Origin of the sequence: Flavobacterium sp. UBA7680, assembly GCF_002482975.1 — a bacterium.
Lineage (GTDB): Bacteria > Bacteroidota > Bacteroidia > Flavobacteriales > Flavobacteriaceae > Flavobacterium.
Genome location: NZ_DLHA01000032.1, coordinates 55956 through 82340 on the forward strand (window position 1 = coordinate 55956; position 26385 = coordinate 82340).

Genomic DNA, 26385 nt, shown 5'->3' on the forward strand with positions numbered 1-26385 from the left:
TAAATTTTAATTGGAATGCTGGTCATGTTTAAATTGTTTTTGGTTACGATAATTAGTTAGTTGGTTTTAGTTGACTTATTCTGAAAAATAATAAAGTATTACTACTCAAACGTTATAGCTTGTCAACTGATTCTGCAAATTAAGTACAGAGCAAGGTATTTATACAGGGAAAAATTCATTTATAAAAGGGGACAATTTCGTAAAAGTGTACACACGACACTTCAAAATAGCATATTCTGTATTTTTTTGCATTAAAAAAAATCAAAATATGAATAATCAACCTTTAAAATAATAGAATTAATAATCAATCAGTTTGTGATTTTTAATCGGTATATTCTCAAAAAAATAATTTTAAAAAGTCTCAAATCTTAATTTTTAAATGAGAAAATTTAAAAATAGCAAGATCAGAAACTATACGTGGGTCTAATTATTTTAACAAATTATTACAAATAAAATCCGTTTTTATCCGCGTTTTTACGAAGTAAATCTATTTTTATCTGCATCAAAATTATACGCTGATTTCACTGATTCGCTAAAGCGAAAACGCTGATAAAAACGGATTTTTCTAATTATTTTCTTGATTAAACTATAGTAATTTTATAGATTTCCGCTTAATCTAATGATTGTTAATCTAAAAAAACCAGTAGTGTTTTTTAAACATTACATAATAATTGTGTTAATTTCGCAAAGTATCATATTTCAAATTTTTTCACATAAAAAATTGATCCAGCTTTCAGATCACATTCCTTGTATTTTTCGTATATCAAAGAGCCACAAGCTTTTTAAACAAATTTCTATGAATAAGCTAAAGTCCTTTCTTATTATTAGCGTTCTTTCTATAAATGTATTTGGACAGAATTACCCAATAAGACATCTTGATATTTCATCAGGACTTTCTAATAATTCTGTTGCGACAATATATCAGGATCAAAATGGCTATATGTGGTTTGGAACTTTTGACGGGCTTAACAGATATGATGGAAATGATTTTAAAATTTACCGTAATATCCATACTGATCCTAATTCTATTCAGGGAAATGCCATTAGCTGTATAGAAGGTGACTATCAAAATAATTTGTGGATAGGAACAACAGCAGGTCCTGTTGTTTTTAATGCAGAACGATCTTCTTTTAGTCCGCTGAAATATTACGATACAAACAAAAAAATCAGGCCTTTAAAAATTACCGCTTACGAAATAATTGCTGTACATTCTCAAAATATAATTCTCGTTGCCACAAAAGAGTCGATTGTACTTTATAAGGAAGGCGAGAAAATTGGAACGGCAATACCATTCAACGGAAAATTAAATTATATCGCAAGATCAATAGCTTATAACGCAAAGAAAAAAATATTTTATGTTTTTGTAACTGGTTCTGGTCTTTGTCAATATGATCTTAAATCTAAAAAACTAACACTTCTCAACAACACCATTACAGGCGCAAATTGTCTAAAACTGACAAATGAAGGACTGTGGATTGGCTCAGATGAAGGTGCTTATTTGTACAATGAGAGTCTGAATACTTATTCTAAAAATTACTTTCAGGAAAAAACAGTAGTACGTGATTTTTTTCAGCAAGAAAACAGACTTTGGATTGCTACTGACGGTGCGGGTCTTTACACGATTACAAAAAAACAGCCTGCCCCTGTTTCTTATCGTGCCAGCGGTCCTGTTTCATTGCTTAACAGTAAATCTCTTTATGATATTTTTGAAAGCAAAAACGGCGAAATGTGGTTTGGAACGCTGCGCGGCGGTGTAAGTATGATGGGGAAAAAGCCGCTTTATTTTAATCACTTTAAAAGCAAAGACCCACAGACTAATAAAGAAGATGAAGATCCTGCCGCAAACTTCATGCTTTCTTTTTGCGAAGATGAAAAGAAAAACATCTGGATAGGCACAGATGGTGCGGGAATGAGATACTGGAACAGGAAACAAAATACTTACGATGTTTATTCTACAACATCGTCTGGCGGAAGAAAACTGCAAAGTAATTTTGTTACAAGTATAGTCAGAGATTCTGATAATGCCATTTGGGTAGCAATGTGGAAAGGCGGAGTATGTCGTATCGATCCCAAATCAAAGTCAATTCAAAATTTTTCAATTTATAATCAATACACTAAAAAAGCAGAACAAGAATCATGGCTGCTCTTTTTAGACTCAAGAAACACCTTGTGGCTTGCCATAACTAATGCAGGTGCCTTATATCAATTTGATCGAAAACAAAATAAATTCATTTGCTATAGCAACACTTTACGCGATGTAACTTGTCTCTATGAAACCAAAGACGGAAAAATATGGGGCGGAACATTCAATTCTTTTTTTGAAATAGATCCAAAAACAAAAAAAGTAAAAACCTATCATTCTGAATACACAATCAGATGTATTACTGAAGATCAAAATAAAAATCTTTGGATTGGTACCGTAGAAGGCGGTTTGCTTTTATTTGATCGAAAAACAGGCACTTCTAAAAAATATACCACTCAAAACGGTCTTTCGAGTAATACCGTACTTCGCCTTTTAGAAGACAAAAAAGGAAATTTATGGATGAGTACGTATCACGGAATTTCAAGATTAAATCCAAAGAATAATACTTTTAGAAATTTTGGCGTCGCTGACGGATTACAAGGAAATCAATTTAGCTGGAATGCAGGCACAAAACTTTCTACAGGAGAATTTATTTTTGGAGGTATAAACGGATTCAATGTTTTTGATCCTGAGAATATAAAAGACAAAAAAAATACCGGTAAATTTTTATTGAATGATTTACTGGTAAACAATCAGTCTTTAAAATTAGACACTCCTTATGTAACCGAAAAAAAACTCGAAATGATAAGCGGTGTCGAACTCCCTTATGAAAAATCGGCATTAAGTTTTGATTTTGTTTATCTTGATTATGTTAATTCCGAAAAAATAAATACCGCTTACTTTCTCGAAGGCTGGGATAAAAACTGGAATTATGCTTCAAAAGATAACAAAGCAAATTATTCGAGATTGACTGAAGGAACTTATGTTTTTAAAGTAAAAACAACCGATATTTTTGGAAATTGGACTAATGAAGTAACGCTGGCAACGGTAACAATTCTTCCGCCTTGGTACAGAACATGGTGGGCGTATACATTTTATTTGATCGCTGCAATTGGTGCAATTTACGCATACGTAGGATATCATAAAAACAAAGAAAGACTTCGGTATGAAATAAAACTTGCGCGCATGGAACATAAAAAAGACAAGGAACATGCCGAAAAACAATTTTCTATGTTTACGTATATCGCGCATGAATTGCGAACTCCTTTATCTTTAATTATAAATCCGCTTAAAAGTGTAATCGAAAGAAAAAATCGTTCTGAAGATGATCTTGACCTGAATCTCGCCTATAAAAATGCGAAACGATTATTGAGTCTTACAGATCAATTACTGCTGTTTAGAAAAGCCGAAACAGATCTTGATGAACTCAAAATTTCGAAGATTAACTTAAACTTACTTTGTCGTGAAATCTACGAAAGCTTTACGCAAATGGCAGCCGTAAAAAGTTTAAATTATCAATTTATTGAAGAAAATACACCGACCGAAATATATGGCGATTATGAAAAATTAGAGATTACGTTGTTCAATTTAATCTCAAATGCTTTCAAATTCACTCCTAATAATGGTTCAATAACTATTGAGATTATCGAGAATCTTGCTGATGTTTCAATCATTATATCGGATACCGGAACTGGTATTAATGAAAATGAAATCGACACTATTTTCGAAAAATTCAAACAAAGTCAATCTAAAGCCAGCAATGGTTTTGGAATAGGACTTTATGTTGCCAAATATTTTGTAAACAAACATCATGGCGAAATAGAGTGCAAAAGTAAAACTGGAGAAGGTACTTCGTTCATTATTAAGCTTCTAAAAGGAAATAGCCATTTTGCAGAAATGAACATAAACGAGAATCATTCGCATATGTCGCCACTTGTGGGAGAACTTCTTGAAGGAATGCCAGCCGATCATCAAAATTCATCTGAAAATAAAATTCAGCCATCGCATCCAGAAAATCTACAGGACGAATTAATCAGTACAAAAAAAGTATTGCTAATTGTTGAAGACAATCCCGAAATGAATCATTATCTCGTACAGCTTTTCACTAAAAACTATATTGTTTATTCAGCAGCAAATGGACTTGAAGGATTAAAACTTGTAGAAAAACACATGCCCGATATTGTACTGAGCGACATTTCTATGGAAGGCATGAACGGTTTGGATTTATGTAAAAAAATTAAGCAAAATGATGATTTAAGCCATATTCCGGTAATACTTCTCACCGCTACAACCAGTAATGACATTCATTTGCAAAGTATTACAGAAGGCGCCGATGATTATGTTACCAAACCTTTTGACAGTGATATACTTCTGGCACGAGTAGATTCCGTTCTTCGCAACAGAGGCCAATTGCGCAAGTATTTCTTAGATAGTATAACGCTTCGCGAAAATGTAAATAAAGTTCCCACTGAATACAAAGAATTTCTAGACAAATGCATCGAAATCGTAGAAGCTAATCTTGAAAACAACGATTTTAATCTAAAGACTTTTTCTGCTGCAATGGGTATGAGTCATTCAAGTCTTTACAAAAAGATTAAAGCAATTTCAGGACAAACGGTAAATGTTTTTATCAGATCTATCAGAATCCGCAGAGCCGCAGTAATTATGCTTACTGAAAATATTAATATCGCACAGGTTGGACCTCAGGTTGGCATAGAAGATCAGCGTTATTTCCGTCAGCAGTTCATAAAATTGTTTGGGATGAAACCTTCGGAGTATATCAAAAAATATAGAAATTCTTTTAATAAGGAATTGAATATCATCCAGAAAAGAGGTATTACATAATTAGGTTCTTTAACTATATAAAACTTTTTAGTTATATTAGCTAATTACAATGCAATCAGTATTTTATACAAACTAACACAAATGCGATGAGTTTTAAACCCGGAGATTTATTTTTTGGACTGATGGAATTTTTAGCCTTTATCGTTCCCGGCTTTATTCTTTGTATCACACTGCCTTTTATACTTCATTACCCTGTAAAGGAATATGTGGAAATAAAAAATGATACAGTAATTACCTTTTTTTGGGTTTCTTTAGTTTTAGTATCATATATCACCGGTCATTTTCTTCATCACATTTGTGCCCTGGTTCTAAATCCTGTTTATAAAAACACATATCTGAAATGGAAAATTGGAAAACATATAGAATTTGTAACAAAGGTTGAAACACAGATAGATCAAAAAATCCCAATTCTTTCCGATCATCTAAAAAAAGCGGAAGCGTATGTAAAAATGAACAGTCCTGTTATAATTCCTGAATTGGAAAAACATGAAGCCAATTCCAAACTGTTTCGATCGCTGTGCCTTTTAAGTTTATACTTATGTCTCCTTCCGTGCTTAAACTGGTACGGCAGGGCTGTTCTTATTATTATATCTTTTTTATCCTTCAGCAAATTTGCCAATGAAAGATGGAACCATCGATACCTGGTTTATCAATATTTCAATCTGATCAATTAAATTAGTAAAAGAAACCTTGTACCACAAATAAGCAATTAGAGTAAATTCAACTGCCCGACTGATAGTTAATAGATCATCAGCATTAGAAGTCTGCGGGCATTTTTTGTGTTTAAAAGGACAAAACAATTTAAAGTAATCATACCGTTTTCTGTAATTTGTCTTTTTCTAAAACTCTTTAGCAACTTAAAATCCTTACATTTACCCGCTGGCTAACCAAATTTCGCTGTATAATTAATCAATTTAGCAGTGTCAGGTCAATTAATTTTAAGCAGTCAAGATGGAAAAACATACTGTAACAGTAGCATCGTTACCTTTAAATGATCATACACTATCGAATATTCAAATCAAGAAAGCCAATTTGTTACCAGATCTGCAATCGCGGCTGGATTCTATGGAAATGAAAGAAAAACCGATAATGGATGCTGCAATTCCTTACAGGGACCTGACAGATACAGCGAGTAAAAAAGAAAGTATTGCCCGAATAATTGATAAACTGGACGTTGAAACTAGTCTTAGATATCAAAGAACTGTAGAAGACACCTATTGCAATGTATATTCTTATGATTATTGCTATTTTGCAAAAGTATATCTTCCAACCGTTTGGTGGACTCCCGAATCCCTTGAAAAAATTATACAGGGACAAGATGTAGAAGCTGTTTTTGAACAAACTGTAGACCGCATCTATTCCAGTGCCATACACGACTGGTTTTTAGAATGGGGATCAAATTTTGGGTGGGAAAAAATGTTTACAGCTGAAGAAATCCAGCAGAAGGTAAATGTACATGGCGGAATTGGAATAATCTGCGCCAAGAGAAGAGAAAAAGGTCTCTCCGGACACATTGTTCCGGTGGTTCCTGAAACAGAGCTGCATAAAGCGTACCGCGAAAATGGTGTTGTCGTATATCCGCTGCAGTCACAGGCAGGAAAACTGAATTACAATTACTTTTCGGAGGTGAGAAAAGACTGGTGGAATGATGATTTGTATTCCTCTTATGTTTTTTATTATCACGAATAAAATACAATTCGCCATATCGTTAAACATTCAAAAAAATATTGATTATCAACGAGATAACTACTTGGAAATACGATAATAAAAAACTACTTTTGCAACTTAGAAAAAACAAGAACAGCAAAAGTTATCATTTAGCCGTTCCCTTGCTTAAATTATTGATACAAAAGCGATTAATAACATTGGTAATTTTATAACCCTATTACAAAATTTTACCTTATTTGATCTTTCCTTCGATAAAAAGTGCGAAATATCTAAAATACAAATTCCTATATTTTTAAAGTAAACAAAAACTTTTATAATGGAGGCAATAATGTGCTTAATCCGTTATAGATTTCCTGTCGCTAATGGTAATACGCCGGATTTGTATCTTCTAAATGAAATAATGATTTAAAGAATTATAATTAACCTTAAAAAAGAAAGTAAGTATAAATGAAAGACAATCAGACAAAAAAATATTATTGGGGAATAGGATTGGAAAACGAAACCTACATGCAATTTGAAGAACCCCTAATAGTTTCTGGTGAATTTATACAAGAAAAAATTGGTTTTGAAAAATATAGTATTGATTACAGAAAATGCTATAAACCCGAAAGCTTGGCTCCTATGCTGAAAAAAGCTTTTAACCTGACTGAAAGCTATAAAGTAAGCCGAATGATGAACAGTCATTCGCTGGAAAAGCTCGATATCAATTATCAGCACAAGACATTATCGCCAGTAAAAACATTAATCGATACGGAAGCCGGTGAAACGACCTCAGAACCGATTGAAAATCCGGAATATCTAGGCAAATCGATCATGGAACTTTTCCTTGAAGATCAGCCATACAACATTCAGAGTATGATTACCCAAAGAAACAAAACGATGGGATCTGTGCATTTTGATGGTGATTCTATTGAATTTGTAACCAAATATTTTGAAAACAGAACAATTACTGATTCCTGCAAAGAATTGAAAGCGACCAAAAAACTGTTTTTGGATAAAATCAACGAATCATCTGTGTTAAAAGGAAAATTAAATTTTCCGGATTACAACAACGGCCTTAATATGTTTATGACCAATCAGGAAAATCTGGTTTTGTTCAATAACGGAACCTACCATTTTCATATCACTTTACCGTCATTAACAGAAGACAGCAGAATTGTGGATTACAATGATTTTGAAAAAACACATGCTAACGCCATTTACCTATTACAGTGGTTTGAGCCATTTTTCATATCCACGCTCGGAAGCCCTGATATTATGGGTGTGATCAGTGATAAATACAGTTTAGACAAAAAATTCACTTTGGGTTCAATGCGAAATGCTATGTCCCGTTACATAGGTGTTGGAACCTATAACAAATCAATGCCAAAAGGTAAAATTCTAACCTATAAGGTAGACGATTTTAGAAAATTACTAAAATTTACAAAAGAAGAAAATATCTGGTGGCGCGATCAGATTGAAGCCGATATGGAATATGAAATGCTTTCGGAAGTGGGGCTTGATTTTAATCAGGAAAAAATGTACCAGAGTGGTTTCGAATTCAGAAGCTTTGACGAATTCCCGGCGGAGTATTTAAATGATGTTCTTTTTTCTATTATTCTAATTTGCGAACATTCCTTAAACCTGCCTGATGTGCAATGGGGACATGACAGCAAAGCCTGGAATAATCTGGTCTTTAAAACCTTAAAAACGGGTTATGCCACTGAAATTAATGAAGAAGAAAAGAAAGAACTTTTAAATTTACTACAGCTATTAAATCCTTCAGATTCTAATTACAACATATTAAAATCAGAATTTGAAGCCATCATCATGCTGGATGAATTTTTCTTTAAAATTTTGGCTGTTTTACATGACAAATACAAGGACAACAACATTTGCCTGGATGCTATGTACGGACAAAAAACAAGTACCGCTCCAAAATGGGACAACTTTAATAAATACCAGACCGAAAGGCATTTAAAGCAAATTGGTTCGTTCTGCGATAATTAAAAAGTATATCTAAATACAAAATGGGTGCAAATAAATAAAGACAACCAAATTGAAAGGACTTTCCTTACGATCCAAAATTTATCTACGTTTATTAGTATTTATTACGTGATACTTTGTTAAATCTTGTACCTCAATTGTACGCCGCAAATTGTAAACTATTGTAAATACCAGGTTACTAATTTTTGTATTGAAATTTGATAGCAAAAAAAAGTTCCAAAATAATAGCTTAAAAATTTTATTTTTGCGGTTTTGTCAGACTCATGGCTCAAGTTTTTTTTAAAAATATTTATGAAAGATTGATTTTGTATTTTTCTTCTGCTGATGAAGAAGACTGGTTTGGCTTAAACTGCCCTATTTGAAATACTTTTTCAATAAATTCAATACTTTGATCCAATGAAGTGTTTTCATTTTTTAAATGACTAGCAAAATGATTTGTTATTTTTTGAATAATTCTGGAGCTGATTAAATCAATCTGAACTTCATCAAAATTGATTGATTGCTTTTTTTTCAAAGTAAATTCAGCTGATACAATATCATTTAACTTTGCTTTTAATGCATGAATAGTGGGTGCACATTTTCGACCATTTACCCATATATTCAATTCTAATTTCATATCATCAATAATAGCTTCTGCGGCAGGAATATGTTGTTTTCTTCTTTCCAGCGTGTCATCAGTAATTTGTGATAAATAATCTAAATGTATTAAAGTTACTCCAGGTATTTCTTCTACATTAGTATTTACATTTCTTGGAATGGATAAGTCCAGAATCAATAAGGGTCTCTGTAAATTCAGCAATGTTTTGTCAATAGTTGGATTTTGTGCTCCAGTAGCTACAACCAGCACATCTGCCTGTTGTACTTCTTCTTTTAGATTGACGTAATCTTTTACAATAACATTCAGTTTTCCAGCTAATAATTCAGCTTTGTTTTTTGTTCTGTTTATAAGAGCAATATGGCTGTTTTTAGTATGCTTTACTAAATTTTCGCAAGTATTTCTGCCTATTTTTCCTGTTCCGAATAACAAAATATTTTTGTTTCCGATATCTGCAACATTTCGGATAATATATTGCACTGATGCAAAAGAAACGGATGTTGCTCCAGAAGAAATTTTAGTCTCTGTTTTTACCTTTTTACTCGCTTGAATAACAGTGTTTACTAAACGGTCAAGAAAAGTATTCACTAAACCTTGTTGTTTACTATGATTAAAAGCGATTTTAATTTGGCTGATGATTTCAAAATCACCAAGAATCTGACTGTCTAAGCCTGTCCCTACTCGAAACATATGGTTAACAGCTTCTTCATTCTTGTATATATAAGCAACTTGTTGAAATTCTTCTAAAGAACCATTGCTATTTTCGCAAAGCAATTTGATTAACTCATAAGGATGATTGGCAAAACCATAAATTTCAGTTCTATTACAAGTAGAAGTTACAATTAATGATTCTATACCTTCTGCTTTGGCTTGTACCAATAAATCAGATTGTGCTTTTGTATCTAAACTAAATTTTCCTCTAATAGCTGCATCTGCTTTCTTATAGCTCAACCCTAATGCGTAAAAAGTGGTAGTTCTGGACATATTAAAATTTTCCATATATGCTTTCCTTAAAAAATTCAAGAATTATTACTTACTAATTTATACAACAACGCTGGAAATACCTTTTATATCGCTATAGAATAAATTGATTCAAATTGGCGATTTATATAATTTCCTAACATTATAACAATAACAGGTTTTCAAAAATATTTATATACTTCAAAATAGTATTAAAATATAAAACGCTGCCTTTTTCAGGCAGCGTTTTGAGAAGAAAATTATTTTTGAACTATAGGAGTTCTCAATGATTCTAAAACAGCAACAATATCTGTATAAAGTTCTGTATTTGAAGCAACACCATTTGCATTGGCTGCAGCTCCAACATATCCTTCAAATTTTGTATAGTCTGCACTACTAGATTTTGTTCCCATACGAGGATTTTTTGCAGGATCATGCGCTGCTACCATATTCAATCCAGAATATGTATTTACAGGACTTGTACCTCCTGTATTGAACGAAAAGAAATCAGTTAAATTATCTGATAATTTAGCAATGTTAGTAGACTGAGTAGTTCCAGTTTCTGCTAATAAAGGAGCAAAATGTGCTTGTAAATTACCTGAAGCATTTGATTGAATATCAGCAACAATTAATCCAATAGTTGAATTTACTACTTTGCGGAAACTCAAACGTCCCTGTTCGATCATTTGACCTGAATTATCTGGATCAGAAACCATTTTAGTTCCGCCTAATCGTTCGTAAATAGAAGCCTTTACAACTGGTTCCGGGGCTGCATCATCATCATTGCTACTACAAGAAATCATAGTTGCAGATGCAACAAGTAATACACTAAGTGTAAGTTTTAAATAAATTTTCATAAATAAGGTATTAAAGGGTTAATTAAAAAAACGGTTTATTTTTTGAGACAATTTGTAGCTCAAACTATTTTGATTCATAGGACAAACTTCTTTGTTTGCCAAGTTCGCAGGTAAAATATAACGCTGAGCGTCATAACGTCCTTTAGCCATCAACTCATTAAAAACTTTCTCAGAGTTTGTAATTTTATTATTGTGGAAATACACCACAACATTTCTTTTAACAATAATAGAATCTGATGTTAGGCCTTTTATGCTTCTTAAGTCGGCACAGATTTTTTTTGCTTGCAAAGAATCGATATCTGATTTAAAATCAATTCGGCTTACTTGCAGATTTGGAGTATCATAAACGGGTGGTTTTGCTGTTATAATGTGAAAAAGCAAAATGGCGATAAATAGTACAACTATTCCACTTAGTATAAAAAGTCCTTTTTTGATTATTTTATTAGTTTTCATAATTTTTTTATGTTTTAAATTACTTACGAGTACTTCATCCCTGTGGTTTTAGAAATAGTTGTAAATCGATCAATTTAGAATTGTTATAAATACAGAAATTACCTAATAATTTAATTATAAAGGAGATACTAGAAAACTCGGGCAAGATTAAATCCAAAAAATATATCTCCTTTTGTCCAGTCTCCTGTTGTTCTTCCAAGATATCCAGCTTCATCAATTGCCTGAGAGCTGGTAAAATGCATTTGAAAAACATGTCCGCCGGTTTCTAAATCAAAACCTATAGATAATGGATTTTTATAAAGAGAATTTGGTGCTCTGTTTAAATGCGCCGCATAATCCATATTTAAAGACCAGCGTTTAGCGAATTTATATCTACCTCCAAACCCCACGGCATATTGCGTATTGCTTTGGTCTACGTCTTCAACAAAATTTTGATGAAAAAATGACGGCACTATTTCTAAAGACAACTTTTCAGAAAATTTTCTGGAAATTAGTAACTGCGCAACATAAGTCAATCTGTCTTTAAATTGAAGTTTAGGATACAGACTTTCTTTTAAAGTGTTATTAATAGACAAACTATTAAACCCGGCGATAGTAATAGGAAAACCGTCTTTTATTTGAGGGAATAACATATATTTTGCTGCAAAATCATAAGCAAATTCACTTCTGGCTGCACTTACATTAAGTCCATTTGTTAAACCGTAAATAAATTTTATTTGTGTATTTGCATTATCCAATCCATAGAAACCTTCAAAACCATCTTTAATGGATCCAAATCGGTGTGCAACAACAAAATACAAATCGCCTTTTGCAGCCAATTTTGTAGATTCGAGATTAACTATTTTTAGGGCTTTAAATGCAGATGTCACTTTTTCTTTTGTAGAAGGAGTTTCTACTCCAGACAGCAAATCTGTTTGAGAGAAGGTTAATAGCGGAAATAAAAAAAATAATAGAATAAAGTTTTTCATCTGGTTAGTTTTAAATTGTTATTTGTATTAGTGTACAACTGAAGATTGGTCTATTTTAAATTCCTGGAGCAATTCATCATATCCTAAAAAACGCCCTTTAATTTTTAGGCTTTTCCCAGATATTATATTTTGTGGCAAACGGTTTTTGAATGCCACAAATACTTTTTCGCTCATAACAATCCCATTACTGGCTTTATCAATACTTGTTACACGTGCGGTTAATTCAATTGTCTTGTCCTGATATTTGATGTAAGCCAGACTATCGTTTGAAGTAAACTCTCTTTCTAGCTCGTTAACGGTTACAACATAGTCGGCAGTTTCTGATTCTATATCCCTATGCCCTTTGTAAATGTAAAGGCACATCGAAATTCCGATTATTATAAAAAGGAAAATTGTAATTAGTAATTTTTTTCTCATGGCATGTTTTTAGTATTTGATTTTATCTACGTTAAAAAATACCTATTGGATTTAAATCATTAAATATGCCTCTTGCCAAATCTTTATTATTCTTTTCAACGTATATGTTTTTGAAATGCCTGATGATTCTTAAAATCATGTATTTATTTATAACTAAAAACCAATCTTATGAATTTAAAAACCCTTTTCGCCATCTCATCATTAGCTTCAATCTTTGTAAGCTGCGCCAATGATGATCCAAGTACCTTAATTGACACTTCACCAATTAATGGTTTGGCAACATACAATCAAAATGTAAAATCTATTATTGATAATAACTGTATTGTATGTCATGCCGCAGTTCCAAAAAATGGAGCACCAATGTCTTTAGTTACTTATGATCAGGTGAAAAATGCAGTTTTAAATCGAGGATTGCTTACACGAATCTCTTTAGAAAATGGTAATAGTTCATTAATGCCGCAAGGCGGACCTAGATTGCCTCAAACTACTATAGATATTATAAATAAATGGAATCAAGATGGATTATTAGAACAATAATCCATGAAAAGAACATGAAGAAAATCATAATAATGCCAATGATATTGGCTTCTTTTATTGTTTTTTCGCAAGAGAAAATAGTAACTAAATCAGCAACAATAACTCTAGAAGCTTCAGTTCCTTCTTTTCAGCCGGTTGTGGGAACTAATAGCAACATAACTTTTGTTTTAAATCCCGCAACTGGAGAAATAGCAAGTCTGGCTTTAATGAAAGGATTCCAGTTTGAAATGGCATTAATGGAGGAACATTTTAATGAAAATTACATGGAAACCGATAAGTATCCAAAAGCCATTTTTAGAGGACAAATTGAAGGCTTCGACATTAAAAATCTAACAGACGATTATAAAGATTATACGATAAAAGGAAAATTAGAAGTACATGGAAAATCCAAGGATATAAATGCTGATGCAAAAATTACAAAATCGGGGTCTCGCATTACTTTTATTTCTGATTTTGAAGTAAATGCAAGTGATTTTAGTATTCCAATTCCAACGCTTATTAAATATAAATTGGATAATAAAGTCAAAATTCAAATTATTGCGGTTTTAAAATAAGAGCTAATCAAAACATAATGATTTTATAAAAAACAAAGATAAAATAATGAAAAAAATCATACTCCTTACAATGTTATGTGCTTGTGCTATTGGCGTTTCACAAGAAAAAATGATTAGTAAATCAGGAAAAATTACTTTTGAAGCTTCAGTTCCTTCTTTTGAAGAAGTTAAGGCAGTAAATAAGAATGTTACTTTTGTTTTGAATCCAGCAACAGGAGACATCGCAAGTTTAGCTCTTATGAAAGGTTTTCAATTTAAAGTCGCTTTAATGGAAGAGCACTTTAATGAAAATTATATTGAAAGTGACCAATATCCAAAAGCAGTATTTAAAGGAAAAATAGATGGATTTGATTTTAATAACCTAACTACAGATTTTAAAGTTTTTACCATAAAAGGAAAACTGGAACTTCACGGAAAATCTAAGGATATAAAAATCACAGCAAGAATACGTAAGTCAGCAACGGGAATTAATATTTTATCTAATTTTACTGTAGATGCAAATGATTTTAATATTGAGATACCAAGTCTGGTAAAAGACAAAGTTTCAAATAAAATAAACGTTCAAATTGATACAGTTGTAAATTGACAGAGCAAAAATGGAAATTGGGCTGCCGCCAATTTTACCACAAAATTTAAAGCTACTAATATAATTTTATCGTTGATAAATTTTGGAGTTCATACCTAAAAAGGGACACAGAAAAATTGACTTTATAAGCTTCTAACTTTATATAAATTAAGTTTTGACCAAACTCTCTAAACTTAGAAGTTAATTGGTTAAATCAAAATTAGTACTTTATTTGTACCTCGGCATCTGCCAATACCAGTAAACACTGGAGTGCAAATTTCTGTATTGGAAAGTAGAGAAACACAACCATAAGATAAAAAAAATAAAAGGAGTTCAACTATTGTTTCAATATTTGAACTCCTTTTATTTTGGTTATAAATGTCCTTGGTTTGGTTACAATGGCAGATTAATGAATGATGAATTTTGCTTCATTAATTTATTTAATTATTCTTATGGAACATACAATCAAATCATCATCAATTAGCCAGCCTATTGCATTGGTTACTGGCGCTAATAAAGGACTTGGCGAACAAGTGACTAAAGAACTGGTAAGCAACGGTTATCTGGTTCTTTTGGGGTCAAGAAATTTCGACAATGGAAAAAAAGCTGCCGAAAATATTGGCGAAGGCGCATATCCCATTCAATTGGATGTAACTGATGCTAAAAGCATTAATGCCGCAGCCGAGCGCATCACTAACGAATTTGGACGTTTAGATCTTCTTGTCAATAATGCGGCGATTGCGCAATCAGGCCGTTATTCTTCGGTACCGGAGATTTTAGAAGCGAGCAAAGCAAGTACAGCATCATTAGACGAAATACGAATTCTTTTTGAAACCAATGTTTTCGGTGTATTGGCTGTTACACAGGCTATGCTTCCGCTTATTCGACTTTCTGCATCCGGTCGTATTGTTAACATTTCTAGCGCGTTGGGATCATTAACATTAAATTCGGATCCTAACTTTCCATACCGACCTTATTTTGGAGCAACCTATCCGGCTACAAAAACTGCTCTCAACGCCCTAACGCTGGCAATGGCAATTGAACTCGAAGAAGAAGGAATAAAAGTTCGCGCAGCCAGTCCTGGTTTTACAGCAACTGCGATTAACGATTTCATGGGTACTGACACGGTAGAAGTTGGCGCAAGAGCACTTGTTTTGGCAGCTCTTGATGTAGACAGTCCAACTGGCAGTTTTACTGGTCCCGATGGTCCGCTTCCGTGGTAATCTTTTAAAAAATTCTAATTTACTTTATAACCGATGGTTTAAACGCCATCGGTTATATTTATTATCTTTAACATATGAAGAAAGAAACTCCTAAGATCATTAAGCTGGAATCCGTTACGGACATACATCGCATTGCAGGTCTTTCAGGTCCTGTTCATCCAATGATCACTATTATAGACGCGATAGATTTACTAGACATGTGTAAATCAAATTTAAAATACGTTTTAAGTTTCTACAAAATCATTTTAGTTACAAAGATGAATGGAAAATTTAAGTACGGTCAGGGACATTATGATTTTAATGAAGGAAGCCTGATTTTTGCGTCTCCCAATCAGGTTGTAGGCAAAGTTGAAGCAGATACTAATAGTGAAGGCATTTCGATATTTATTCATCCCGATTTCCTGCAAGGTTTCCCGTTAGCCGGAAAAATCAAGCAATACGGTTTCTTTTCTTATGCTGCCAATGAAGCTCTTCATTTGTCAGAGCAGGAAAGAACAACAATGCAATCCATATTCAGTATTATTCGTGATGAACTGAATAGCCGAATTGATGATTTCAGCCGTGAAGTAATCATTGCTCAAATCGAATTACTTTTGAGTTATGCTAAGCGATTTCATAAACGTCAATTCCTGACACGACAGGTAGTTAATAATGATCTCCTTCAGCAATTTGAAGATTTATTGAATAAATATTTTGAAGAAAAAGCAGTCAATAACGGAATGCCAACTGTTCAATATCTGGCTGAAACATTAAATTATACGCCTAACTATTTAAGTGATATGCTTCGTTCGCTAACTGGCCTAAACGCTCAGCAGCATATTCATCAAAAACTGATCGAAAAATCAAAGGATTTACTTTCAACAACTAGTCTAACGATTAACGAAGTAGCTTATCAATTAGGGTTTGATTATCCGCAGTCTTTCAGCAGGCTCTTTAAATTGAAAACCAAAATATCTCCTGCACAATACAGATCGACATTTAGCTAACTGAAACCTTATTTCTTTCAATTGTTTAAAAAGATGAAAATCAAATTTATATATCTGAATCCTATAAATTTCTAATATTATTGTATAAAAACTCATCTTTAAAATAAAACTAAATTTGAAATACATTACTAAAAATACCGCTATGAAAAATATTTCAATCCTCTTCCTTTCAATTCTTTTCTTTTCATGTCAACAAAAGCAAACTAAAACCGATTCAGTTTCTAGCTCAGATTCAATTGTTGCAAAAGATTCCATTATTGTAAAAGAAAATAAAGTCGAAAACGAACAAATTGGCGATACTATTTTCATGAATTTTAAGAATGAAAAAGATCTTTATATTGCTGAAGGTGCTTTAAATTCCATTCATTCGAGAGTATATGTGAAATTTAAAAATGAAGATTTAGGAGAATTGAATGGAAAGATTATTCCAGCCGGAGGGAAAGGAAATATCCGTTTCAACCAAATTATTTCTCCAGATAAAAAATCAGACGGGCCTTTCGGAATCGATTTGAAAACCAACCTCGAGCAAAAAGGAAACTATATTTTAGTAATTGGGCATTCGCAAATGGCTGATAATCCTTTTTATGGTAAATTCACGGTAGAGCTTGAGAATAAAAAGAAATAATTAAAATTTCTTAAACTAAAATTCTCTTCCATCGTCCTCTCTTATATACAATTACGCTCAAAATCGTAATCAAAGTTTCGGCAGCTGGAATTGCGATAAAAACGCCTGTTGGTCCCATTTCATAATAATGCACCAAAAGATACGCAAACGGAACCTGAAAAATCCAGAATCCTAAAATATTGATCCAGGTTGGTGTCCATGTATCTCCAGCTCCATTAAATGTATTGTTCAAAACCATTCCGAGACCGTAGAAAATAAAACCAACGCTCATAATCTGCAAAGCGTTTACGGCGATTCTGATAATGGTGGGATCATTCGTAAAAAAGGAAATTAAAAAATGCGCACTAAAAAAACAAACCAACATAATCGATCCCATAAAAATCATATTGTATTTGGCAGTTTTATAAACGGATTTTTCTGCCCTTCCTATTTCATCAGCACCCAAATTTTGTCCAACCAAAGTCGCAACTGCATTACTTAATCCCCAAGCCGGAAGAATGAAAAACATCATAATTCGAATTGCTGTTTGATAACCTGATGACGCATAATCTCCCCCAGTTGTGGCAACAAGATTAGCCAAGAAAATCCAGCTGCAAGAAGCAATTACATATTGCAAAACTCCGGGAGTTGCCAGTTTTATAATGCCCTGAATTAATTTATAATTCGGTAGGAAATAATTCCATTTGATTTTTAAAATTCCCTGTCCGTAAAAAAGGAAATAACATTGGTATAAAACACCAATTCCTCTTCCAATAGTCGTTGCAATAGCAGCTCCCGTAACGCCCATTGCGGGAATAAACCAAAATCCGTTTATCAAAATCGGACATAAAATAATATTCGAAATATTGGCAATCCATAAACTTTTCATGGCGATTATGGCATTTCCGGCACCTCTGAAAATTCCGTTAATCAGGAAAATCAGCATCACGAAAACACTTCCTGCCATCATAATTCTGGTATAATTGACGCCATAAACTACAGCAGATGCAGAAGCCCCCATTAACATGAGAATTTCTTTGGCTAAAATAAATCCTCCCAAACTAATGAATATATTAATGGCAATTGCAATTATAATGGCTTGTACACCAGATTCTGCGGCTTTTTGGGTTTCTTTTTCACCAATGCGTCTTGCAACTATTGCGGTTGTTGCAATACTTATTCCGATGGCAATGGAGTAAATAATCGCAAAAACAGATTCGGTTAAACCCACAACCTGAATCGCATAATTGCTTTCTTTTAAATGTCCGACAAAATACAAATCAACCAAAGCAAAAACAGATTCCATTGCCATTTCTAAAACCATTGGAATGGATAGGATTAGAATTCCTTTTCTGATACTTCCTTTGGTAAAATCAAATGATTCGGCATATTGCATTATTTTATTTAAGCGTTTGAACATAGTTTTTTTTATTGCCACTAAGGCGCTAGGGCGCAAAGTTTTATTTTTAATATTTGTGATGTTATAATCTCGCAAAGTCGCAGAGTCGCAAAGTTTTTTATCGCAATCTTGTCATTTCGACGAAGGAGAAATCTTCGCGAGAAGCTCTACAAAGATTGGATTCTCTCTGCGGAGTTACTTGCGGAGATTTCTCCTTCGTCGAAATGACAAAAAAAACGTAGGCTTTGCAATTAATGGCTTTTAGATAGCGATCGTTTGTTGACTAAATGCAGCAACAGGATTCTTTAATTTTCCAACAAATTGAAGACTGTCAATAGGATCTGCTAAATCAAGCATTTGTTTGTTATTTCGCAATTGTAAACGGTTCAGGCAGCACGAATCAAATTCAGGGACAAACAAATTGTATTTTTTAAATCGTTCGTGTAAATGTGGCTGAGCAGACTGATAATCCTGAATACAATCGGCAACTGCAGACCAGAAATCTTCTTCGGAAAGTGTTTTGGTTTCGGATAAAATGGCGGAAAGAAAACGGAAATAAAACTGAAAAACATCATTAAAAATGCATAGAATTTTCAACGGTTCTTTCATGTCAATATGAATGCGTTTTACTTTTTCCGGCAGCGGAATTTCTCCATTAAAAATCATCACTTCTTCGGTGATATCTTTCATAATTGCTTTTACTGGAATATGATTTTCTAACACTAAAATCAGGTTTTCGCCATGCGGCATAAAAACCATTTCATGCTCATAAAAACAATGCAATAAAGGCGAAAGATAAGCGTCTAAATAATGACTAATCCACGATTTTGCGTTGATTCCGGATTTTTTAATTAATTCAGAAACAAAAGCATTTCCGGATTGATCAACATGCAATAAAGCCGCCATTGTCATGATATGTTGTCCTTTCGATAATTTGGGAATCGGGCTTTCGCGCCATAATGTGGCTAACATTTTATTATGCGGAATACTTCTTCCTAAAGGTTCGTACAAGAAATTGCGATAACCAATTGTGGCTACTTCTCCTAAAAGCGTAAAACCTTTTTGCTGTAAATACGAATCGTTTTCAACTAAGTCTGCAACCCACTGGGTAATCGCCGGCGTGCTTTCCATATAATATGGAGAAAGTCCGCGCATGAATCCCATATTAATTACAGAAAGTGCTGTTTTGGCATAAAATTTTTCTGGCGATGAAGTATTAAAAAAAGTACGAATTGATTGCTGTGCAGAATATTCGTCGTCGCCATAACCCAGACAAACCAAGTGGTTTTCGGGAATATCTGGCGCAAAAATCAAAGCCAGTTTGTTAAACCATTGCCACGGATGCACAGGAAAGAAATAATAATCGTCTATATTCAAATCTTGCGATTTTAATACATTTTCGAACAATCCAATGTTTTCCGTAGACAATTCTTGTTGCAATACTTTTTGATAATCTAATGTATCAATTGCGGTAAAAGTGGCTTTGCTCCTATGTCCGGCAATCCATAATAATTTTACGGGTGCGTTGGCTTCCGGAGAAAAAGTCGCAAAATCATCAATATTAAAACCATTTTTACCGCTGTTGGCGACAAAACACGGATGCCCTTCGGTCATGGCATGTTCGATTTTTTGATAATCTAATTCCAGTAAATCTTTCGAAGTATATTTCTCGTTCGCGATTTTATAGGCCGTGCTGTATAACGTACTTGTGATTTCTTCTAAATATGTTGGCAATAAACTTTCGCTGATTCCTAAAATATCTTTAAATTCAATAATAAATTCTAATAAACGTAAAGGTGAATTTTTTCCTTCGATTGTCTTTTGTATAGAATCTACTGCAATTGACCAGTGATTTAGGGCTAAAATAGTGGCTTCAAAAGTATATTCAACTCTTTTATCAGGCGAAGAAATGCTATAAGAGTTTGAAGCTTTTTTTATTGGAACAATCAATAATTCGTGTGCAAATTCGCTTACCGTTTTCTTTAATAAAATGGAATTCGCTTTGTCCCAATTCTCCTTCGTTAAATGCTGTATATTTTGGGTTGTTATTTTCATTTGTTTCAAATTAAACCTGTTGTAATGCCTTGTAATAATCCTCACGCGTGCAAAATTCCAAATGTGCTTGTTTGTGCGGCAAATCGAGAACACGCTGAAAAACAAATCCGGCTCTTTTATTCAGTAAATGAATTTTATGATTTCTCGCATCGGGTTCAACCACAATACGCTTACTTTTGGCATCACTAAAGATAAAATCAAGAATTACGGTAAAAATATTCCACGTAAAATTCGGAATTGGTTTTTCTGAGGGTGCAACTAAAATATGCATGCCTTTGTCTCCTTTTTCGGCTTCGTAATATTTGCCTACAATATCATCTTTGGGATCGTAGCATTCCAGTAAAAAGGCAACATTGTTATTGAATTTCCCTATATAAACCTGCGCTTTTTCCTGAATATTATAGTAGGTATTTTTTACTTCTTCTACAGAAAATCCATTCATTTCCCAATAAACGGCGTAATCACGGTTTACCCAATTGTGAATCAACGGAATATCTAATTCCATATCAAGCGGGCGCAGCTCAAAAACCCCTAAACCGGGAATTGTTTTTACAAAAACAACATCGCTCGCGACATCATTTTCAGGATGAGTTATTATACTATTCATCTTTAAAGGAATTAAGCTATTATTTTTTTATACGGAGCGATTGGGTTTTGCAGTTTTCCCTGAAATTGTAACAACGCCACAGGATCATCAAGATCGATCATGGTTTTGTTATTATTCAATTGCAAACGGTTCAGACAAGACAACTGAAATTCGTTGGCAAATAAATCGTACTGCTCAAATTTAGCTTCCAGATGTGGGTTTTGTTCCTGATAATCAGAGATACATTCTGCCACTAATTCCCAATAACGATCTTCAGAATAATTATCACTCGAAACTAAAATTGCGGACATGAAACGGAAAAATCCATCAAAAACATCAATAAAAATCGAAAGTAATTTTACGTCTTCAGGAACTTCAGCATAAATTCTGTCAATATTTTTAGGAACTACAACATCAGGATTTAGAATTACGGCTTCTTCGGTAATATCTTTCATGAAAGAACGTACCGGAACATGATTTTCTAATCCTAAAATAAGGTTTTCGCCGTGCGGCATAAAAACCAAATCGTATTGATAAAAACAATGTAATAACGGACTCAAATACACTTTGAAATATTCGGCAAGCCAATTGTCTATTGATAATGAAGAGGCTTTTATAATTTCTGATAATAATGAATTTCCGTCTTTATCCAAATGTAAAAATGCCGCCATTGTCATCAATTGTTCATCATTTTTAAGTTTTGCCACGGGGCTTTCTCTCCACAATGAAGCAATCATTTTATTGTACGGATTGTGTTTTCCAAAGCTTTCAAAATACGGATTGATGTAACTTACAGAAGCCACTTCACCCAACATTCCGAAACCTACTTTTTGCAGGTATTGATCTCCGCTTAACAATTGATCCAGCCATTCTGCCATTTCTGGAGCCGTTCCTAAATAAAAAACCGGTAAACCTCTCATAAAGCCCATATTCAGGATCGAAAGTGATGTTTTGGTATATAATTTTTTAGGATTACTTAAATTGAATAAAGTTCTGATCGATTGCTGTGCCTGATATAAATCTGGGCCGTAACCTACACAAATTAGTTTTTGCTTGGCTATTTCCGGCGAAAACAAATTGGCAAGTTTATTAAACCATTGCCATGGATGCACGGGAATAAAGAAATAATCGTTTGGATTTTGTCCTTTTTCTGAAATTGTGGCATTGAATTTCGCAATGGTTTCTGCTCCTAATTCTTGTTGAATTAACGTATCATAATCCAGTTTTTGAGTTCCGGCATAAACGGTTCTGTCGCAGTGTCCAGCAAGCCACAAAATTTTGAATGGATTTCCGGCTTCGGGCGCGTAGGCTTTGTAATCCATGCTGTTGTAACCAATTCTTCCGTTATTGGCAACAAAGCCCGGATGACCTTCCATCATGGCTTGTTCTATGGTTTGAAAATCAGAATTTGCAAGTGATTTTGAAGTCGAATTTTCCTTTAGTAATTTATAGCAGCTCCCGTAAAGTGTGCTTATAATTTCTTCCAGATAAGAAGGAATTAATTGTTCTGAAATTCCTAAACTTGTTTTGAATTCCTGAATAAAATCAACGGCATCTAAAGGAATTAATACTTCATTTTTATATTTTGAAATCGAATTTACTTCAATATTCAAATGATTCATGGCAAGTAATTCTGCTTCAAAAGTATATTTAACCGAATTATCATCAGAAAACAACGAATATGTATTTCCTGATTCTAAAATTGGTTTTATTAAAAGTTCGTGGGAAAACTCACAAATGGCTTTTTTTACCAGTAAACGATTGGCTTTTTCCCAAACTTCGGGCTGAATATGTGTGATGGCTTTTTCCGGAAATTCTAATTGATTTTCGTTATTCATTTCGGTATAATTGAGGTTAAATGAATCTATTTTTTTAATGAATTGCTCTCTTGTACAAAAAGCCAATAATGCGGTTTTATGAGGTAAAATGACTGCATCGGCATCTTCGAAACCTACGCGATGGCAGATATCAAACATTTTTTTGTTGCGAATGTCAGGTTCAACCAATATTCTTTCGATGGTAAGATCTCTGAAAATAAATTTCATGATACTCGAAAAAATATGCCACGTAAACTGATGTACCGGTTTTGTTGACGGCGCGACAATTATATGAATGCCGCAATCGTAATCCTGAACGGTGTAATAGTTCCCGATAATGTCTTGTTTTGGGTTATAACGTTCTAATAAAAACGAAATTTCTTCATTTACCAATCCGATAAAAACATCAGATTCCTTGGTTATTTTTTCATATTCTAAACGAACTTCTTCGAGATTTTTTCCCTGCATGCCCCAATATTGTGCATAATCACGATTGACCCAATCATGAATTATGGCAGCGTCTGCAGGCAAGTGCAACGGACGAAAATCTATAGTCCCGAAATCCGGAATGGTTATACTATATATAGGTTTATATTTATCCATTTTATACTGTTTTAATTAAATTTTACTTCATTTGTGAATGAAATATTCTTTGAGTGTAATTTATTTAAACACATAGAAACATAGCTTATCATACTGCAAAAAGGCATTTCACTAATAATAAATCGCATAGCTATGTGAAAAAATCTAGATTTTCTAAAACATGCTTCAATCTCAATCTAAGAAAATCTATGTTTCTATGTGTTTAAATAAATTACGTCCAATTTTTGATTCTAACTATTTACAATTAATTCATTGCTGTCTTTATTGCTCCACTTAGATTTCAACTGTATTTTAATTTGATTATAAACCAGCTGAATGCTTATACTTGTGGCAATTACAACCGGGAATAAACTTAAAACAAACCATTGATCGTGTTCCCAAAAACCTAAAACGTACATTCCCCAATTGATCAAAACCCATTGAATTACGTATAAACTTGTTACGTGTTTGCTGCAAAAAATCAATAAGTTAAATACGCCATTGTTTTCTTTAAACAAGTGAACGACAATGTTTATCAACCAATATAAAACAAGGTTTGTTCCGAGTAATAAAATGCTTCCGCCTGGTCCTAAATGATAATAATCTCCAAAATGATATTCGGGATTGGAGAAGTTTAAAATTCCGCCAACGGCGATAAAAGCTAAACCAACGAATAACATTTTCTTAAAAAATAATTCCTGATTTTCGTTGAGTTCTTTGTACCATCTTCCTAAAAACATTCCGATTAAAATGAAAGCGCTCCATGGAAAAACAGGGAAATAAACATTAAACTGATTGCTGAAAAGCAAATCACAGATATAATCTAAGCCCACAATGCCGACTCTGAAACCGCTTAATTCTTTTGAAACGGCAATGATTGCTAAAGCCACAATCAATGGAACATATTTACTTTTGCTATAATGATTAATGAGTCCCATAATAAACAATGTGAGCCCAGCCAATTGTAGAATATCTCCCAAAAGCAAAAAGAAAATTCCGGTTTCTAATGTTCCTGATTTTAAACCATACGCCGAAACGAAAGCTTCTGGAAGTCCTCCAAAAATGAATTCTGGAACCAGAAATTTTAAAAGGTTCATTCCGTAACCAACAGCCAGAATATATAATGCTCTTTTGCAAACGGCTGTAAAAGTTTGTCTTCTTGATAATACAAAAGAAATTCCCATACTAACCAAAAACATAGTTGTTCCGCGGCCTAACCATAAAATAATTTCGCCTAAAACGGTTTTTGTCTGGGTTTCAATTGTTCCGTAAATTAACATCGTGTGAATCATCATCATCAAAATCACACTCATTCCTCTGGCAATATCGATCGCCAAAACTCTCTTTTTTTGTTGTACTGCTTCCATAATTATGCGATGGTTTCAAATGCCGGAGATTCAATCACTTCTGCTGCGGGAACACCAAATTCCTGAAAAGCAATTTTGGTTTCTACAGCGTAATGCTCCATTCCTGTTATTTCTTTAATGATGTATGAGTTTCTGTAACAAGCCATTCCTAAATCTGGTGTTACAAAACCGTGTGTATGTAATTCAGCATTTTGCACAAAAACTTCGCTTCCGTTTTGGTCAATCGAGTAGTTTCTGTTTGTAGCAAAACGACCTTTAACGTCCCATTGAATTCGGCTGGCAATTCCTTCTAAAAATTGAGGCAGTTTATAACCGTAACCAGTTGCTAAAACCAATGCATCGGTTTTGTGGCGGTATCTTTTATCTTGCTCCACCTGATGTAGTTCTAATTCAAAAGATTGATTCATTTCATCGTAAATTCCTTTGGTACAAGCCGCGTTGGTTCTTAAATTCACATCAATTTCTGTAATTACTTTTTTGCTGTAAATGGTATCGAAAATGGTTGCGATCAAATCTTTATTGATTCCTTTGTACAATAATTTCTGGTTCTTCAACAAATGATCTCTTTTGTCTGATGGAAGATTGTAGAAATAATCTACATATTCCGGAGAAGTCATTTCAAGCGTTAACTTGCTGTAATCCATTGGGAAAAATCTTGACGATCTTGTAATCCAGTTTAACTGGTATCCGTAAACATCAATTTCCTGCAACAAATCGTTAAAAACTTCAGCAGCACTTTGTCCGCTTCCTAAAACTGTGATTGATTTTTGTTTTTGAAGTGAAGCTTTATTCTGAATATATGCTGAAGAATGAATCGCTTTTCCTTTTAAAGATTGACAAGATTTTGGAATATGCGGTGCAGTTCCGGTTCCTAAAACAATCTTTTTGGTTTTGTAAATTGTCTCAACATTCGTTTTTGTAGAAAGCGTTGTTACGATATAAAGCTGCTGATTTTCATCATATTCAATTGCTGTAACTTCGGTATTAAAATAGATATTCGGTAACTTTTTAATTGCCCATTGACAGTATTGATTGTATTCATTTCTCAGTAATAAGAAGTTTTCACGAATGTAAAACGAATACATTTTTCCTTGTTCTTTGATGTAATTCAAAAAACTAAACGGACTTGTTGGATCTGCCAAAGTCACTAAATCTGCCAGAAACGGAATTTGTAACGTCGTGTCTTGAAGCAACATTCCCGGATGCCAGTTGAAAGATTCATTTTTATCAAAAAATAATCCGTCAAGGTTTTCAATTGGTGCGGTTAAACATGCCAAACTTAAATTGAAAGGCCCTACTCCAACTGCTATGAAATCGTATATTTTGTTTTGCATTTTAT

21 protein-coding genes are annotated in these 26385 nt (G+C 33.4%); 10 read left to right on the forward strand and 11 right to left on the reverse strand.

From position 1 onward, the window contains the following. Positions 1-796 precede the first annotated feature (796 nt). From B3C18_RS14325 to B3C18_RS14340, 4 genes are all read left to right on the forward strand, one after another. Positions 797-4867 (forward strand): hybrid sensor histidine kinase/response regulator transcription factor, encoded by a 4071-nt coding sequence (locus tag B3C18_RS14325; protein ID WP_291147910.1) that lies wholly within the window; start codon positions 797-799, stop codon positions 4865-4867. A gap of 86 nt (positions 4868-4953) precedes the next feature. Then, positions 4954-5541: a hypothetical protein gene (locus B3C18_RS14330; RefSeq protein WP_291147912.1), complete on the forward strand. Its 588-nt coding sequence runs from the start codon at positions 4954-4956 to the stop codon at positions 5539-5541. 277 nt (positions 5542-5818) lie between these two features. Then, positions 5819-6556 (forward strand): hypothetical protein, encoded by a 738-nt coding sequence (locus B3C18_RS14335; protein WP_291147914.1) that lies wholly within the window; start codon positions 5819-5821, stop codon positions 6554-6556. Between the two features lie 426 nt (positions 6557-6982). Then, on the forward strand, positions 6983-8524 hold the full coding sequence (locus tag B3C18_RS14340; protein ID WP_291147916.1) for a hypothetical protein: 1542 nt from the start codon (positions 6983-6985) through the stop codon (positions 8522-8524). A 286-nt stretch (positions 8525-8810) separates the two neighbouring features. Here B3C18_RS14340 and hemA read toward each other — a convergent pair whose 3' ends face one another. The 5 genes from hemA to B3C18_RS14365 all read right to left on the reverse strand — a co-directional run bounded on the left by hemA (position 8811) and on the right by B3C18_RS14365 (position 12771). After that, positions 8811-10115 carry a glutamyl-tRNA reductase gene (gene hemA / locus B3C18_RS14345; protein WP_291147918.1) on the reverse strand — a complete coding sequence of 435 codons (1305 nt, stop codon included), beginning with the start codon at positions 10113-10115 and terminating at the stop codon, positions 8811-8813. Positions 10116-10336: 221 nt separating this feature from the next. Next, complete coding sequence (locus tag B3C18_RS14350) at positions 10337-10933, reverse strand: hypothetical protein (protein ID WP_291147920.1); 597 nt, start codon at positions 10931-10933, stop codon at positions 10337-10339. Positions 10934-10951: 18 nt separating this feature from the next. Continuing rightward, entirely contained in the window at positions 10952-11386 is a 435-nt protein-coding gene (locus tag B3C18_RS14355; protein WP_291147922.1) for a hypothetical protein, read from the reverse strand. Between the two features lie 128 nt (positions 11387-11514). Next, positions 11515-12354, reverse strand: coding sequence for a DUF5777 family beta-barrel protein (locus B3C18_RS14360; RefSeq protein WP_291147924.1), 840 nt, complete (start codon positions 12352-12354; stop codon positions 11515-11517). Positions 12355-12381: 27 nt separating this feature from the next. Further along, the gene (locus tag B3C18_RS14365; protein ID WP_291147926.1) at positions 12382-12771 is read right to left on the reverse strand and encodes an OB-fold protein; all 390 of its coding nucleotides are present in this window, start codon (positions 12769-12771) and stop codon (positions 12382-12384) included. Positions 12772-12939: 168 nt separating this feature from the next. On the opposite strand from B3C18_RS14365, the gene B3C18_RS14370 reads away from it, so the two are divergent. The 6 genes from B3C18_RS14370 to B3C18_RS14395 all read left to right on the forward strand — a co-directional run bounded on the left by B3C18_RS14370 (position 12940) and on the right by B3C18_RS14395 (position 17261). Next, entirely contained in the window at positions 12940-13308 is a 369-nt protein-coding gene (locus B3C18_RS14370) for a hypothetical protein (protein ID WP_291147929.1), read from the forward strand. A 14-nt stretch (positions 13309-13322) separates the two neighbouring features. Beyond that, entirely contained in the window at positions 13323-13862 is a 540-nt protein-coding gene (locus B3C18_RS14375; RefSeq protein ID WP_291147931.1) for a YceI family protein, read from the forward strand. Positions 13863-13908: 46 nt separating this feature from the next. Then, the gene (locus tag B3C18_RS14380; RefSeq protein WP_291147933.1) at positions 13909-14448 is read left to right on the forward strand and encodes a YceI family protein; all 540 of its coding nucleotides are present in this window, start codon (positions 13909-13911) and stop codon (positions 14446-14448) included. Between the two features lie 431 nt (positions 14449-14879). Next, a complete protein-coding gene (locus B3C18_RS14385) occupies positions 14880-15650 on the forward strand; it encodes an SDR family NAD(P)-dependent oxidoreductase (protein WP_291147935.1) in 771 nt (256 codons plus the stop codon). Between the two features lie 74 nt (positions 15651-15724). Beyond that, the gene (locus B3C18_RS14390) at positions 15725-16636 is read left to right on the forward strand and encodes a helix-turn-helix domain-containing protein (RefSeq protein ID WP_291147937.1); all 912 of its coding nucleotides are present in this window, start codon (positions 15725-15727) and stop codon (positions 16634-16636) included. A 142-nt stretch (positions 16637-16778) separates the two neighbouring features. Then, complete coding sequence (locus B3C18_RS14395; RefSeq protein ID WP_291147939.1) at positions 16779-17261, forward strand: hypothetical protein; 483 nt, start codon at positions 16779-16781, stop codon at positions 17259-17261. 10 nt (positions 17262-17271) lie between these two features. On the opposite strand, the gene B3C18_RS14400 is transcribed toward B3C18_RS14395, so the two are convergent. The 6 genes from B3C18_RS14400 to B3C18_RS14425 all read right to left on the reverse strand — a co-directional run bounded on the left by B3C18_RS14400 (position 17272) and on the right by B3C18_RS14425 (position 26380). Beyond that, positions 17272-18660, reverse strand: coding sequence for an MATE family efflux transporter (locus B3C18_RS14400; RefSeq protein ID WP_291147941.1), 1389 nt, complete (start codon positions 18658-18660; stop codon positions 17272-17274). A 240-nt stretch (positions 18661-18900) separates the two neighbouring features. After that, the gene (locus B3C18_RS14405; RefSeq protein WP_291147943.1) at positions 18901-20694 is read right to left on the reverse strand and encodes an IucA/IucC family protein; all 1794 of its coding nucleotides are present in this window, start codon (positions 20692-20694) and stop codon (positions 18901-18903) included. Between the two features lie 10 nt (positions 20695-20704). Continuing rightward, positions 20705-21301, reverse strand: coding sequence for a GNAT family N-acetyltransferase (locus B3C18_RS14410; protein WP_291147946.1), 597 nt, complete (start codon positions 21299-21301; stop codon positions 20705-20707). Positions 21302-21312: 11 nt separating this feature from the next. Next, positions 21313-23700, reverse strand: coding sequence for a GNAT family N-acetyltransferase (locus B3C18_RS14415; RefSeq protein WP_291147948.1), 2388 nt, complete (start codon positions 23698-23700; stop codon positions 21313-21315). Positions 23701-23930: 230 nt separating this feature from the next. Then, complete coding sequence (locus B3C18_RS14420; protein ID WP_291147950.1) at positions 23931-25046, reverse strand: heparan-alpha-glucosaminide N-acetyltransferase domain-containing protein; 1116 nt, start codon at positions 25044-25046, stop codon at positions 23931-23933. Positions 25047-25048: 2 nt separating this feature from the next. Beyond that, complete coding sequence (locus B3C18_RS14425) at positions 25049-26380, reverse strand: lysine N(6)-hydroxylase/L-ornithine N(5)-oxygenase family protein (protein WP_291147952.1); 1332 nt, start codon at positions 26378-26380, stop codon at positions 25049-25051. Between the last annotated feature and the right edge of the window lie 5 nt (positions 26381-26385).

Excerpts from the sequence above, each read along its gene's own strand:
- B3C18_RS14380 (WP_291147933.1), top strand. The coding sequence starts at position 13,909 with ATGAAAAAAATCATACTCCTTACAATGTTATGTGCTTGTGCTATTGGC.
- B3C18_RS14385 (WP_291147935.1), top strand. The coding sequence starts at position 14,880 with ATGGAACATACAATCAAATCATCATCAATTAGCCAGCCTATTGCATTG.
- B3C18_RS14415 (WP_291147948.1), bottom strand. The coding sequence starts at position 23,700 with ATGGATAAATATAAACCTATATATAGTATAACCATTCCGGATTTCGGG.
- B3C18_RS14375 (WP_291147931.1), top strand. The coding sequence starts at position 13,323 with ATGAAGAAAATCATAATAATGCCAATGATATTGGCTTCTTTTATTGTT.
- hemA (WP_291147918.1), bottom strand. The coding sequence starts at position 10,115 with ATGGAAAATTTTAATATGTCCAGAACTACCACTTTTTACGCATTAGGG.
- B3C18_RS14325 (WP_291147910.1), top strand. The coding sequence starts at position 797 with ATGAATAAGCTAAAGTCCTTTCTTATTATTAGCGTTCTTTCTATAAAT.
- B3C18_RS14420 (WP_291147950.1), bottom strand. The coding sequence starts at position 25,046 with ATGGAAGCAGTACAACAAAAAAAGAGAGTTTTGGCGATCGATATTGCC.
- B3C18_RS14425 (WP_291147952.1), bottom strand. The coding sequence starts at position 26,380 with ATGCAAAACAAAATATACGATTTCATAGCAGTTGGAGTAGGGCCTTTC.
- B3C18_RS14340 (WP_291147916.1), top strand. The coding sequence starts at position 6,983 with ATGAAAGACAATCAGACAAAAAAATATTATTGGGGAATAGGATTGGAA.
- B3C18_RS14355 (WP_291147922.1), bottom strand. The coding sequence starts at position 11,386 with ATGAAAACTAATAAAATAATCAAAAAAGGACTTTTTATACTAAGTGGA.
- B3C18_RS14350 (WP_291147920.1), bottom strand. The coding sequence starts at position 10,933 with ATGAAAATTTATTTAAAACTTACACTTAGTGTATTACTTGTTGCATCT.
- B3C18_RS14360 (WP_291147924.1), bottom strand. The coding sequence starts at position 12,354 with ATGAAAAACTTTATTCTATTATTTTTTTTATTTCCGCTATTAACCTTC.
- B3C18_RS14330 (WP_291147912.1), top strand. The coding sequence starts at position 4,954 with ATGAGTTTTAAACCCGGAGATTTATTTTTTGGACTGATGGAATTTTTA.
- B3C18_RS14370 (WP_291147929.1), top strand. The coding sequence starts at position 12,940 with ATGAATTTAAAAACCCTTTTCGCCATCTCATCATTAGCTTCAATCTTT.
- B3C18_RS14395 (WP_291147939.1), top strand. The coding sequence starts at position 16,779 with ATGAAAAATATTTCAATCCTCTTCCTTTCAATTCTTTTCTTTTCATGT.
- B3C18_RS14405 (WP_291147943.1), bottom strand. The coding sequence starts at position 20,694 with ATGAAAATAACAACCCAAAATATACAGCATTTAACGAAGGAGAATTGG.
- B3C18_RS14390 (WP_291147937.1), top strand. The coding sequence starts at position 15,725 with ATGAAGAAAGAAACTCCTAAGATCATTAAGCTGGAATCCGTTACGGAC.
- B3C18_RS14410 (WP_291147946.1), bottom strand. The coding sequence starts at position 21,301 with ATGAATAGTATAATAACTCATCCTGAAAATGATGTCGCGAGCGATGTT.
- B3C18_RS14335 (WP_291147914.1), top strand. The coding sequence starts at position 5,819 with ATGGAAAAACATACTGTAACAGTAGCATCGTTACCTTTAAATGATCAT.
- B3C18_RS14365 (WP_291147926.1), bottom strand. The coding sequence starts at position 12,771 with ATGAGAAAAAAATTACTAATTACAATTTTCCTTTTTATAATAATCGGA.
- B3C18_RS14400 (WP_291147941.1), bottom strand. The coding sequence starts at position 18,660 with ATGTTCAAACGCTTAAATAAAATAATGCAATATGCCGAATCATTTGAT.